Below are 13623 nucleotides of genomic sequence, written 5' to 3'. Positions count from 1 at the left end.
ATACAGCTTCCCCACTGTATCTCAAAAAATAAGGAAACAACACTCATGAGGTGAGTGTTTTACGACTAAAGCATTGATTTGATGAGTATTGGGGAGGGAAAGAAAAGATGAAGAAAGTGAATCGAATATACATAAATAAGAAGTGGCAGAAGGCGTTAGGAATTATTTGTCTCTTGGGATTGATTCTAACAAGTGTTGTGTTTCTGACGGATTCTTCGCAGGAGAAGAAAGAGGTTTCGGCGCATCCGACAAATACAATTAGTCTAGGGAATATTGCAGATGATAATATTTTTGAGTTGCCAACAGATGCAACAAAAATAAAAGAATCTGGACTTCCTGCGCAGTTTAATTCGGGTTATGTACAGGGTGAAGATATTATACCAATTGCTGATAAAAGTAATGTGACAGCTTATGGAAGTAACAATGTAAACAATGGTGTTGTTCCATGGAATATTAACGATATCAAAGAAACGATTGGAGGTAATTATTTAGTTCTATTTGGGGCAGGAGGGACAAATAGAGGCGGAATAATAAAGGTTTCTATTTTTAATAAATCTGGAGATGAAATAGCCACTAAGACAATGGGAACTTTAGAAAATGCCGTTTTGAGAGTTGGAACAAAATTTTACGAAGTAGCAAATAATCGCTTTTTACTGAGCACAAGTGGAGATAGATATTTTAGATGTACTGTTAGTAATGAAACAATTAATAGCGCTGATATTGCTATTAATGAATTGCATACTTCTGGGAACAAGCAGCAGTTAAAAGTACATGAATCGAGGAAAGTGGATACAGACCAAAGAATTAATCATAGTCCTATAATTACTGGGCCTGTTTATCCCCAGTATGTCAATGAAGAAGGCATCATACGTGGAAGAATTCCAATAGGTACTATGGACACTCAAGGATGGGAAACAGGCAATCCAACAGCCAATTTACAATACGAATATTCTTTAGCAAACTTATTATTCAGTGATATTGGATACTCAGAAGGCAATCAAGAATCTATCCATCCTTATTTATTTATGAATGATAATCAAATAATATATGGAACCATTGTATATTGGGATGGTACAGGAACAAAACAATATCAGACTGTAGAAATATTTTCTCAAGAAAATGTTAATGTAAACGGAGTTAATTTGAAAAAGAGAAAATATATCTTCCATGATGAAAACGAAAATAGAGGTCTAAAAATACAAATTCTCAAGGAAATATCAAATACAGAATATGTCCATTTTTTTAATTATACTGCAACTGAAACACAATTGTATCAAGTAGATCTTAATACTTTTGAGGATAAAATTATCCGGCGTTTTCCTCCAGAAACAAGATTACTAATTTCAGATAATGGTGATGGAACTTTGTCATATTGTGGTAGTACAAAAAGTCTGACAGGAGAATTTAATTCTGCTTATTATACTTCGATGCTTAACAGCCCTTACTACTATGTTCAAGGGGTGATGGATGGCTTTACCTCCGCTACTCCAGCCAAGGTAAGAAGTATTCGTGCGATGGAACTGAACAATTGGCTCTTGCCAAATAATTTATTAACTATAGATACAAATAAATTTTTCATTGGCGGACAATTATTAGATTATCATACCTTTGCAGATCAGTCTTATGTTGTTAGTGCCGATGGTAGCGTAACTACAGGCATTCCCAGGAACAGCGGTGCTTTTCTAGGAATAAGTACAATTTTGGATGATTATTCTCCTATAATTAATCAAGATAAGAGATCTATAGTTATAGATATTACAAATGATCGTGTCCGAAATCCTATTGATTCTGGTTATAAGGGATGGGATACTCTTGATCGGTGGTTGATCACAGGGAAAGCAGAGGGATTAGTTACAACGGATGAGGCAATAAAAGTCTATGATCACTTTGACAGTAATGATACTCAAATCGGGGCAACTGCTGCTGAGCGAGAGGAATGGTTACAAAAAAGAATCAATCGAAACCCTAAAGATTTATCGGCAGAAATTGAATGGGAAAAACTTGGATTTGATAAAAACAAAGCAGGGCCACAGTTAGTCACGTATTTTGTTACGGATTCTCAGAGTCAGCCAGCAGTAACCTCCAGATGGGTGAATGCATTGGGGGAAGAAACCAAAACCGACGACGAGGACAAATTCGCTTTAGATGTACAAAACTTTCATATTCCAATAGAAGAGGTAACGAAACCAACCTTCAACGAGGAAGCAATTAAAAAACTTGCGAAAACTCTCGCTTGGAATTTAACCAATAATGAATCCAGTACAGGGGATCACGGGAATGGTCTAGATGAAGATGGTGCTGCTGAGAAATTTTCTACTACGAAAGTAGAAGTAAACGCGACCCAGCTAGCAGCTTTACAAGCGGCAACTGTCGCTAAACCTTATCCAGTAGATATCACCTACAAACCAGAAGCCGGGATTGAGATCACTAATCGTGTGTGGGTCTTTGTAACTACAGATAATACAGTGGCGAATACAGAAACCGGAGTAGTTTATTACGCTGATGATTACACGATTCCTTACCGTTCAAGAGGAGATCATGATTTAGAAGCAATCTTAACTCACGGAAATGTGAAAGCTTATAATTATTATGCTAAAGATACTACTGCTGAACTTGCCGCGCTGCCAAATTCAACAAGTGGTACAAGTAACTGGAGCATCAGTAATCACAATGTCATCCAAGATCCATTTTCTGGAGGTCCGGTAACTTTACCACTAACAGTCAAGCCAGAACTTACGTATACCTGGAATGCAGCGACGGATCACTATCACACCAATGGAGAAACTACGGAGGGGTCATTGGATGTGACGTTGACCGGTAATGTATTGCTTCATGTGCGACAGGTAATTCAAACGCCAACTGATGGAATAGTAGTACCAACAGAAGGTTACTTGACCCTTCAAACTATCCTTAACAACGGTGGCAATCCAGCTCTTGATCCAGATTATCAGTCGCAAATGACGATTTCTTCTGGCAAGCAGGCGGATAACCCCAACTTTAGTACGTGGGGAGTAGACATAGAACAGTTAGCTGATGGCGCGGATCAGGTGAAGTTAACCCCAATTATTCCAGAATTCTATCAATATAACGGGTATTATGCATCTAATGAGAAGGCTAGTCATAATGACAATAGCTTGAATACACCGAATAACATTGTGTTGACTCAAAGCTATTTATATGAAGAAGGGGAACTGTGGATCACTCTCTATCTAGAACCAAACGGCACAAACAATGGGAAGCCGCAACCCTACAGCTGGGATTACAAACACAATGACTTAGGAAAAATTACTGAGTAAACGAGAGGAAGAAACAAGCGGTGGTGTATCTTTTATTATTAGTGCTGGGACTAGTGCTGCTGGTTCAAAGCTACTTACTAGTTAATTTGCTTCAAAAACAACGTGAATTGGAACAAAAAGTAGCTCAGTTGGCCCGTAGAAAACGGCCTCCTGGCGCTAAACCATCACCACGGAAACAGAAAAATGGAGAAGAAAGAGGCCACCGGCGATGAATCTAGGCTATGCACGCGGCTATCAGTTTACCCAACAATTGGATTTGTTAGAAGACTATTTAGTAGATGAGATGTTCTCAGATGGTCATCAAGAGGCAGAAGCGTTGCTCTCTCCTGTAAGTGAATTTCAAGCACTTTTGGATTTTTCCAAAGCGGGAGATGTACTTGTAGTGGCTTCGCTTGACGTTCTTTCGCGAGATTATCGCCAGCTATTGGCTTGTTTAGATAAGCTGCAGGTGCTTGAAATGGAACTGGTAGTCTTAAACATGCCGGAACTAAGTTTGGAAGAATGGCGCCAGATTTTTAGCTGGTCTGTTCGCAATGATCGCATCCTGCATCCTTACTTAGTTCAGGTAGGGAAAGAACGAAGCCGCAGTAAGGATGCGTATTCATTATTTAGTAAAGAACCAGAAGCTCGCAAACTCTATCGAGAAGTCATTTGGTTGCTGGTAGAGAAGATGTCCGTTCGTCAAATCTCCCAGCGAAAACGAGTGCCAGTAGAAACGGTCTATCGGATTCAACAGGAATTGAAGCAACTACAATTAGCCATCATTCTGGTCATTTGTTTCCTGCTGGCAATTTTCAGTATCAAGTTAGTAGAGGCTTACTTTGATCAAATTTGGATTCAAGTCCTGATTTGCATCGTGGTCACGTTAATTATTTTATGGAATGTCTTAGTCGATAGTGATGAAGCAGCTGAGCCAAAGCAAGCAATAAAAAAATCTAAACACTAGAGAAGGTGGAACCTTATGCAACATGTACTTATTTTAACCAAAAATGTTTTATCCGAAGAACCATTGATTCAGCAGCTTCACTATTTGAATTATGAAGTTTTATGCTCAGCAGATTTGATTCAATCCCTGCAGCAGGGAAGAATGTCACCAGTCATCGCTTATTTCCAACTGGTAATTATCAGTGAAACAGTCAGCAACAGCGAAGCTGAACAACTTTTGCCAACCTTAAATCGCTATTCACTAGCCGTTATACGGGTGGGCGAACCTTTGCCATCCAGTGAACAGGCGATGTGGCAGGAACAGGGGATTCATCATTGGATTACTAAGAGTACAACCATTCAAGAGCTGCGAGAAGGACTAGTAGAAGCAATCCGCCTATTGGAAGATCAACGGGTGGGGACGAATCAAATTTTGAGTTTTCCAATGAGTGAAGTCGTAACAGAAGAGGCTGGTATGTTAAAAAAAGTTCACAAGACCTTTTCCAAAACAGAGAAGAAGGTATTTGAACGATTATTATGGGCACAAAGTCATGGAGGTGTATTGTCCAGACAAGAGTTGTGCGAATATCTGTGGGAGGACGGACAGACCTCGTCCAATATGAGTCAGCTATCTTGTTTGATTAATAAAATCAAAATAAAGTTTGAACATGCTGGGGTGACTCATGAAATCATTACTACTTTATGGGGCAGAGGCTATAAGCTAAATGAAGAGTTTTACCAACGCTGGTTAGCTGAAGAACAGGAAGCGCAGCTGTATTCTCCTCAGTCAGTTATTTAGATGAAGAAAACATGCAATAAGAATAGTTGCGCTGGATAGACAGAAGCTTTAACAAGAAAGGCTAGGTCAGAACGTTTTAGTTCTAACCTAGCCTATTTATATTAATCATCTCGACCCAATAGTTGATTAATCTCTTGACTGAACAAATCGGCTTTCCCGCCAAAAACGGCTTGGATTCCGCCTTGGACTTCAAAGACAGCTGTTGCTCCCAATCTTTTGAAGACCGGTTTCTGGACTTTATCACCATTTTTAACAGCGACCCGCAGGCGAGTAGCACAAGCAGTAACGGATTCGATATTTTCGTCACCACCTAGAGCCTCAATAATTTGCCAAGACTCTTCTTGCAGGGAAGTTGGTGCTGAGGAGTCTTCCTCAGCTGTCAGCTCACTGTCATCCTCCATGCCTGGAATGGCTACTCGGAATTTCTTAATACAGAAGCTGAAAACAAAGTAATAAATGAAGGCCCAAGCGATACCAAATGGGATAACTTTGATCCAGTTGGTTTTATCATTTCCTTGCAGTACACCAAACAGCAGGAAGTCGATTAAACCACCGGAAAAGGAATTTCCGATCCGAATGTTTAGGATGTCAGCAAAGAAGAAGGATAAACCATCTAAGAAGGCATGTACAACATACAGCCAGGGAGCGACAAACAAGAACATGTACTCGATCGGCTCAGTAATCCCAGTAAGGAATGAAGTCAACGCGCCACTGAAGTATAGTCCGCCGTTTTTCTCACGGTTTTCTTTTGGAATTGCTCGATACATAGCAAAGCAGGCTGCTGGTAAACCGAACATCATGGTAGCGAAACGTCCAGCAAAGAAACGAGTACCATAAGTAAATAGTCCCGTATGACCGGGGTCAGCTAATTGAGCAAAGAAAATATTTTGAGCCCCGGAAACAGAAGCACCAGCTACCGTTTCTACGCCGCCTAAGGAAGTGTACCAGAACAATGGGTAAATCGTATGGTGCAAGCCAACTGCTCCGGTTAGTCGCAACAGGAACCCATAGAAGAAGGTGCCAATACTGCCCATTTCCGCTGTTTGGTGACCAACTGCGACTAAAATGTTTTGCAATGGTGGCCAGATAATATAGAAGAAACAACCGATAATGATTGCCGCAAAGGAAGATACGATCGGAATGAAGCGTGATCCACCGAAGAAGCCTAGGAATTGAGGCAGCTCGATCTTGCGGTACCGATTATGCAGAAAAGCTACGGTTCCACCAATTACAATGGATCCGACGACTCCTGTATCGATACTGGCATCCTCGGCTGAAAATAATTGCAATAAGCCGCTAATCGTTGCGGTATAAACGAGAAATGCCACGCCCCCGGCTAGACCAGCCGTTCCTTTATCACCTTTCGCCAAGCCGACAGCAATACCAATAGCAAAGATCAATGCTAGATTAGCAAAAACAGCATTTCCGGCAAAACTCATAATACTTAAGATCGTTTGAAGCCAACCTTGGTTTAAAAAGGGATAAGCCGCTACAGCACTTTCATTGGTCAGTGCGCCTCCAAGACCTAACAACAAACCTGCTGCCGGTAAAATAGCAATCGGCAGCATAAATGCGCGTCCTAACTGTGAAAATTTCTTAAACATTTCTTTTCCTCCTAACTTTTTTTAACTGATTTGTTTAGTTTTCTTTCGTTAATGCCTCAATAAAACGAGCAGCGATTTCTTTGGGACGAGTAATTGCCCCTCCAACAACAACACCCGCGACCCCTAGTTCTTTGATTTTTCTTGCCTGCTCTGGGGTATGAATCTTTCCTTCCGCAATAACGGTCATACCAGCAGCGACCATGGCTTCTATCAGATTAAGATTAGGTACTTCGCTGCCAGCACTCTCTTCGGTATAGCCGCATAAGGTCGTACCAATAAAATCGATTCCTGATTCAAAGGCATTCTGAGCTTCTTCATAGGTAGAAATATCGGCCATAAATAATTGATTCGGATATTTTGTTTTGATTTGTTGAATAAAGCTGTTGATGCTTTGGCCATCAGGACGTTCACGCAGGGTGCAGTCGAGAGCAATGACTTCTACGTTTGTTTCTGCTAATTCATCAATTTCCTTCATGGTTGCTGTGATAAAGACGTCACTATTTGGGTAATTACGTTTGATGATGCCAATGACAGGTAAAGAAACTTTTTCTTTAATTTGGCGAATGTCACGAACCGTGTTCGCCCGGATACCAACCGCACCGGCCTCTTCTGCTGCCTTAGCCATCAAGGGCATGATTCCTCCTTCCTCGGTATATAGTGGTTCTCCTGGTAGTGCTTGGCAGGAAACGATTAAGCCATCTGCTACTAAGCTGAGAAATGTTGATTTTTTCATACTCCACTTTCTCTCCAATTTTAATTTATTTTGGATTTATTCTCCAACTAGACTATAGCACGCGCTTTCATGTCTGTAAATAAGAAATGAAAAAAAAGTTTTTTTGACGTATAATCGGTAGATGAGAAAGTAGTAAAGAAGGTGAACCAATGACAATTACGTATAAAATTCAAGAGAGCTATTCCAACTTGACGAAATCAGAGAAAAAAGTAGCTGATTATATTTTGTCCAGCGGTGAAAAAATTGTTTATAGTACGATGAGTGAGATTAAATCAGCCACTAATGTGGGGGATGGAACCATCATCCGTTTTTGCCAAAAGCTGGGTTTCTCAGGCTTTTCTGATTTGAAAATAGAAATTGCTAAAGAAGATTTTAGTAAGCAGCAGGAGGTTTCTCAAATTGCGGATGTGTTTGCTAAAACAGCTCAAAAGGTAAATGACTCGTTAAAAACCACCAATCATTTGTTGGATTCAGGGAAGCTGGATCAGGCGGTTCAGGCGATTACTGAGGCAGAACGCATCTACATGTTTGGTGTTGGTTCTAGTGGAAATACCGGGAAAGATTTAGAAGCGATGTTTTTACGAGTAGGGGTACATTCCTGTACCGTTATTGATCCGCATTTTCAGGCACAAATTGCTTCACTATTGACTGAAAAGGATTTGGTAATTGGCTTTTCTTTGTCTGGAAAAACGAAGGATACGTATAATTCGTTAAAAATAGCCAAGCAAAATCAGGCGAAGGTGTTGGCAATTACCAATTATTTATCCTCACCAATTGCCGAATTGGCTGATATTGTACTTCAGACGGCTGTTCAGGAATTTTTAGATGGTGCTTCATTAGCTGGAAAGATTTCTCAGCTTTATCTTTGTGACTTATTAGTCCAAGGCTATGAGGTCAAAAATAATATAGACTCTGTGGAATTGCGAGCGAAGGTGCTGCGCTCCATTCTGGATAAGAGTATTGATTAATGGAAAGCAGGGAGAGCATGGAAGAGGTACAACGCTATTTTAAAGTGGGGCATTATACCGATACAGAAGCAATGACTGGCTGTACGGTGATTTTAGCTGAAGCAGGAGCTACTGGTGGTGTTTGTGTACGTGGCGGTTCACCTAATACCCGAGATACAGATGCCTTGAAGTCAGAAAATAATCGAAAGCTGGTTCATGGGATAACTTTATCAGGCGGCAGTGCCTTTGGCTTATCAGCCAGCGATGGGGTAGTGAACTATTTGGAGGAACACCAAATCGGTCGAGATGTCGGAATTGGTGTGGTACCGAATGTTAGTGGGGCTAGTTTGTTTGATTTAGGGATGGGCAGACAGGATGTTCGTGCAGACAGCAGCTTTGGGTATCGAGCTTGCGAGGCAGCGTTTAGCAATGAACCTTTTTTAGCTGGGAATTTTGGGGCTGGAACAGGGGCAAGCGTGGGAAATATTAATGGCCTTGAGAATGCTATGAAGGGTGGCATTGGCAGCTGTACTATCCGACATGGAGAATTGTTTGTATCAGCTGTTGTGGCAGTCAATGCGGTTGGTGATATTTACGACGAACAGCAGCAGATCTATTTAGCTGGAGCTCGTGATGGGCAAAAAATTGGCTGTTCGGAGGCCATATTTTTGAATCGGTATCAGGATTTGCGGGATATGTATTCCGGGAATACGGTGATTGGCTGTGTGATGACCAATGCAACCTTACCGAAAGCCAAGGTTAATAAATTAGCTGATATTAGTCATAATGGGATTGCTCGAGCTGTTCGTCCCGCTCATACAACCTTTGATGGTGATACAATGTTTGTCCTCTGTGCCAATCAGGTCAACGCAACCTTTGAAGCAGTGTCAATTTTGACAGTTGAGGCAGTTCGGCAAGCGATTTTGGATGGGGTAAAGCAGGCTGAAACTTATGGTGATTACTTGTCTTATAAAGATTATTACGCAAAAAAAAGCTGATCTGAATTTCAGATCAGCTTTTTGAGCAGGTAGATTATTGAACGCGTGGTTCTGATTCCATTGCGTTGCGTGCTTTATCTGTTTGACGAGAAGCAAATTTACCAGTTGATTCAGCAGCATTGCTTACTTTGTCTTGAACAGTTTCACTTTCGTCTTGGTATTCAGCACGAGTTTTAATGTCTACAACGTTTACGTTCACTTCAACCACGTCTAAGTGAGTCATTTTCTTCACTTCTTCAATGATTAAGCCTTTCATTTCGTCGTAAATTTTTTCAATGTCTTTACCATATTCGGCAACGATATCCATATCAACTGCTACTTGCTTCTTACCAACTTCAGTGTTGATTCCAGCAGTTACATCATCGCTGTTAACCAATTTGTCTTTGATGTTAGAGAAGAAGCCGCCGTCTACAGTTAATAGACCGTCGATATTTTCTAAAGCAATGCCGATAATTTTTTGAATTACTTTATCTTCGTAAGTTAATTCTCCTCGAACGTTTGTGTTAGCTGCTGGTGCTTGTGTATTGTTAGTCATTGGTGTTTTGTTTTCCATGGTAAATTCCCCCTATTTTTTTATATAATTGTCTAATACGCCGTTGTCTTTCAAATATTTTCCGACAGCGACACCGATTCCAGTAATAATAATTAATAAAATGGTTTTAAAGAAGCCTACTGTAAAGAACAATACCGCCAAGATAAAACCGATCACCCCGAAAATAAGGGGCAACTTGTCTTTAGTAATATACTCTTGCATCGTTTCCCCTCCTTATTCTACTCGTGACTGATCTGATGATGCTTTTTCTCGTTGCTTTTGATCTTCTTCAAAGCCGACATATTTAACATCTACGACTACTTTTTCATTTGGACCGAGCACACGCATAAGTTCGTCTTGCATTTGTGCTGCCCAAAGATCCATTTTGCCAATTATTGATGAGGTACGTTTTAAGTTACCTTTAACCTTGACTTTTATCTTATTATTCGTTGCCTTTACATTAACCTTTGGAGAGTTCATGAAGCCCCCTTGGTTGATGCTGGTACGAACATAGCCCTCAATAGCACGTTTATCTAAAGATAATTTTCCGTGATTATCCTTCAAGGTAAATTTGCCAGTTGTTTTAGGGTAAAAGATAATGACCAAGATCGCTAAAACCATCAAGATGGCTAAAACAGCGCCAACCCAGAATAAATATTGTTGGGCGATGTAGTTTGTCAATGTGAAATATCTCGCTGGCCCCAATTGCATTGGAATATTCACAATATGTGAATTAATAACAACAATTGATAGAAAAACGGATAGCAAAATTAGCGATATGATTATCAGCAAAGACTTTAGACCCTTGTTCATAACAACCCTCCTTAACTTTCGTCAGATTAATTAATTTGTTTACAATATGATGGTAAAATAAACCGCGAACAAAGTAAAATGATATGCCTTATAATTTAAAAAAACTATTGACTAAAGATGGATTTTGTGTATAGAAAAGAGATCAGGACGGCGTTTTTGCCGTTTTGATCTCTTTAAAAAAAATATTTTTTACAAATTAATTGGTTCGCCGCCGGTTACTCCATAAATTTGAGCAGTCACGTAGCTGGCATCATTAGAAGCTAAGAACACATAGACTGGTGCAAGTTCAGCAGGCTGACCAGCACGTTCTAGTAAAGAGTCTTGACCGAATTCTGGCAAAGCATCTTTAGGTTGACCTTGATCTAATTGCAGAGGCGTCCAAATTGGACCAGGAGCTACACCGTTCACGCGAATCCCTTTTTCTGCTAATTGTTGGGCCAAACCAACAGTAAAGTTAGCAATGGCTGATTTTGTTGTTGCATAATCCAATAAATGAGGACTTGGATTGAATGCTTGAACGGATGTTGTTGTAATGATTGAACTTCCAGCCGGTAAATGCGGCAGGGCTTCCTTAACCAAAGCGAACATCGAAATAATATTCACGGTGTAAGTATCTCTTACCTGTTCCATAGGCAATTCTTCGATGGAAGGCCATGAAATCTGTTGGGCAGAATTCATTACCATTGTGTCCAATCCGCCTAATTCTTCGACTGCACGTTGGACGATTTCTTTTGGTGCGGATTCATCCCGTAAATCATAAGCTAATAAAACAGCTTTACGACCGGCATCTTCAATATACTTAGCTACTTCTTTAGCATCTTCCTCTTCACCTGGCAAGTATTGGAAGGCCACGTCTGCACCTTCGCGAGCATAAGCGATGGCTGCTGCTCGGCCAATTCCTGAGTCGGCACCAGTAATAAGCACTCGACGGTTTTCTAATTTGTGGTTCCCCTTGTAGCTGTCTTCGCCACAATCGGGTTTTTCACGCATGTATTCTTCTTGAGCAGGCGTTTCTTGGTCTTGCTTAGCGAAACCTTCTTGACGGTACATTTTTCTTGGATCTTTTAAAATAGGTTCTGTCATAAATAAACTCCTCCTTCATGTAATTTCAGTCTATCGAGAAGTTCAAAAATAACAAAGTATTGTGCTTGTGTATTTTAATTTAAGCAAAAAAACGCACGAAGAACTGGAGGTTCGTTCGTGCAAAAAAATTATTTTTCCCGCCATTTTTTATAACGACGGTAGAGACTTTCTACAACTAAAAAGAGAATTGAAATCGCCGCAACACCATAACCGAATATCCCTAAATTGGAGATGAAGGTGCCTCCTCGGGGAGCGGTTTGTACCAGTAGGGAAGAGCCAATCACCAGTGCTGAAAGAATCAGTCCAATCACTAATCGATTGACCATTGCTTCGGCTCTTTCCAGTAAAATATGCTGATTTTTAAACTCTAAGTTCAGCTTAGCTTTGCCTTTGTTAAAGGTTTCCAGCACTGCCAACGACTGACTGGGCAGCTTAGGAACGGCTTTAATCGAACCAAGATAATCCAAGCCTGTTTGCCGCAATTCCTCTTTAAAATCAAATTGTTCAAAGAAGTACTTTTGGGCAAACGGTGCGATGACTTCAAATAACGAAAGCTCAGGATTCAGCTCCTCGATAACTCCTTCCAAGGTGCCAAAAGCTTTAATCAGCATAGTAATGGAATCATCAATTTGCAGATTGTTGTTGTGACAAATTACTACCACCTGTGAGAAAACCTTCTGAATGTCGATTTCCTTGACTGGCATATTTAAATAGCGCTTCAGAAAATCATCCAGCTCTTCATTGAAGCGCTGCTCTGAAAAGGGGCCGGTCTGCTTACAGATGGCCAAGACAGCATTCGCGATTCGCTGAGTATCCTTACTATAAATGGCAATAATCACATTGCTCATTTTCAGCTGCATTTCTTTCGTGATTTCACCCATCATACCGAAATCGATAAAGTTTAAGCGAAATGGCCGCAGTGGTTCTGTGGTTGAAAAATCAAAGCTGAAGGGGAAGGGACCAATTTTTCCATCGTAGCGCGCATTGTTAGGCTCCTGATCCTGCTGGTTTTCTTCCTCTGTCAAAAACTGCAGCAGCATGTTGCCAGTATGAGGATCGGCGTGGAAAAAGCCATCCTCAAAGACCTGCTTCATGAAATGATCAATTAGTAATGAACTGATCATTTCTTTGAATTCCTGATTGGTGATGTCACCATAAGCAATCTCATCTTCTGGTGAGTTTACCAGCTCTCGCAGATTATTTCCGGGCATGAATTCCATCGTCAGTACTTTTTTAGTGGAATAGCTGTCGATCATTCGCGGCGAGCGGACTTCCTTCCAGCGATTATTCAGTTGATAGAAGCGCTCAGCATGCTCCAGCTCCTTGCGAAAATCCAGCTCATTGGATAATGATTCACGTATTTCCTTCAAAATACTCTTAAGATCAACAACATTGCTTTCTGGCACCCAGCTGGCCAATGGCAAGGCTTTTTCAAACAGTAAAAGATCGGTTTCGATTTCTTTGTCGATGCCAGGGTGCTGAACCTTTACTACCACTTGCTCATCATTTTTCAAAGTAGCGTGATGGGCTTGTGCAATAGAGGCTGAGGCAAAGGGCTGCTCATCAAAGGAGTTAAATAATTCCTCTACAGGCAGTCCCAGTTCGCTCTCCACCAGCTGCTTCACCTCAGCAAAGTCATCTGTTTTGACATTATCCTGCAGTCTGCGTAGTTCTTTAGTAAAGTCAAGAGTGAAGATATCGTTTCGCACCGACATCATTTGTCCGACTTTAATGAAGGTGGGACCTAATTCTTCGAAGGCCTCCCGCACTTCTTCTGGATGGGTTTGCTGCGTGATATTTTTAATCAATTTATATTTATTGGCAACCTTGATGATTTGCCTTAAACGTGCGGTTCTTCCTGATCCGACCATCGTTATCCCTCCTCGTGAGGTTT

Annotated in this window: 13 protein-coding genes; 6 read left to right on the top strand and 7 right to left on the bottom strand. The window is 40.8% G+C overall.

Translation table 11 applies throughout. The features are described from left to right. Positions 1–107: 107 nt before the first annotated feature. The 4 genes from I588_RS26475 to I588_RS16200 are packed head-to-tail and all read left to right on the top strand — an operon-like array spanning position 108 to position 5019. A complete protein-coding gene (locus tag I588_RS26475; RefSeq protein WP_010759847.1) occupies positions 108–3296 on the top strand; it encodes a hypothetical protein in 3189 nt (1062 codons plus the stop codon). A 20-nt stretch (positions 3297–3316) separates the two neighbouring features. After that, entirely contained in the window at positions 3317–3508 is a 192-nt protein-coding gene (locus tag I588_RS16210) for a hypothetical protein (RefSeq protein WP_016250069.1), read from the top strand. Next, positions 3505–4242: a recombinase family protein gene (locus tag I588_RS16205; RefSeq protein ID WP_016250068.1), complete on the top strand. Its 738-nt coding sequence runs from the start codon at positions 3505–3507 to the stop codon at positions 4240–4242. The genes I588_RS16210 and I588_RS16205 overlap by 4 nt, the downstream gene beginning before the upstream one ends. 15 nt (positions 4243–4257) lie before the next feature. Then, the gene (locus tag I588_RS16200) at positions 4258–5019 is read left to right on the top strand and encodes a helix-turn-helix domain-containing protein (protein ID WP_016250067.1); all 762 of its coding nucleotides are present in this window, start codon (positions 4258–4260) and stop codon (positions 5017–5019) included. A gap of 101 nt (positions 5020–5120) precedes the next feature. Here the strand turns inward: I588_RS16200 and I588_RS16195 are convergent, their stop codons facing one another. Beyond that, positions 5121–6623, bottom strand: a complete 1503-nt coding sequence (locus I588_RS16195; protein WP_010759843.1) for a PTS transporter subunit EIIC — start codon at positions 6621–6623, stop codon at positions 5121–5123. Between the two features lie 34 nt (positions 6624–6657). Then, a complete protein-coding gene (locus I588_RS16190) occupies positions 6658–7356 on the bottom strand; it encodes an N-acetylmannosamine-6-phosphate 2-epimerase (protein WP_010759842.1) in 699 nt (232 codons plus the stop codon). 149 nt (positions 7357–7505) lie between these two features. Between I588_RS16190 and I588_RS16185 the strand changes: the two genes are divergently transcribed. Together I588_RS16185 and I588_RS16180 are read left to right on the top strand one after the other, a co-directional pair. Next, positions 7506–8324 (top strand): MurR/RpiR family transcriptional regulator, encoded by an 819-nt coding sequence (locus I588_RS16185; RefSeq protein ID WP_010759841.1) that lies wholly within the window; start codon positions 7506–7508, stop codon positions 8322–8324. Positions 8325–8341: 17 nt separating this feature from the next. Beyond that, positions 8342–9301, top strand: coding sequence for a P1 family peptidase (locus I588_RS16180; protein WP_010759840.1), 960 nt, complete (start codon positions 8342–8344; stop codon positions 9299–9301). Positions 9302–9335: 34 nt separating this feature from the next. Here the strand turns inward: I588_RS16180 and I588_RS16175 are convergent, their stop codons facing one another. From I588_RS16175 to I588_RS16155, 5 genes are all read right to left on the bottom strand, one after another. After that, positions 9336–9854 (bottom strand): Asp23/Gls24 family envelope stress response protein, encoded by a 519-nt coding sequence (locus I588_RS16175; RefSeq protein WP_010759839.1) that lies wholly within the window; start codon positions 9852–9854, stop codon positions 9336–9338. Between the two features lie 12 nt (positions 9855–9866). After that, entirely contained in the window at positions 9867–10055 is a 189-nt protein-coding gene (locus tag I588_RS16170) for a DUF2273 domain-containing protein (protein WP_010759838.1), read from the bottom strand. Between the two features lie 12 nt (positions 10056–10067). Continuing rightward, complete coding sequence (amaP, locus tag I588_RS16165; protein WP_010759837.1) at positions 10068–10646, bottom strand: alkaline shock response membrane anchor protein AmaP; 579 nt, start codon at positions 10644–10646, stop codon at positions 10068–10070. A gap of 189 nt (positions 10647–10835) precedes the next feature. Further along, positions 10836–11729, bottom strand: coding sequence for an SDR family oxidoreductase (locus I588_RS16160; RefSeq protein WP_010759836.1), 894 nt, complete (start codon positions 11727–11729; stop codon positions 10836–10838). Between the two features lie 128 nt (positions 11730–11857). Continuing rightward, positions 11858–13600, bottom strand: a complete 1743-nt coding sequence (locus I588_RS16155) for an ABC1 kinase family protein (protein ID WP_010759835.1) — start codon at positions 13598–13600, stop codon at positions 11858–11860. Positions 13601–13623: the final 23 nt, after the last annotated feature.

The organism is Enterococcus pallens ATCC BAA-351 (genome assembly GCF_000407485.1).
Lineage (GTDB): Bacteria > Bacillota > Bacilli > Lactobacillales > Enterococcaceae > Enterococcus_A > Enterococcus_A pallens.
This window is presented reverse-complemented; position numbering and strand designations above follow the sequence as displayed.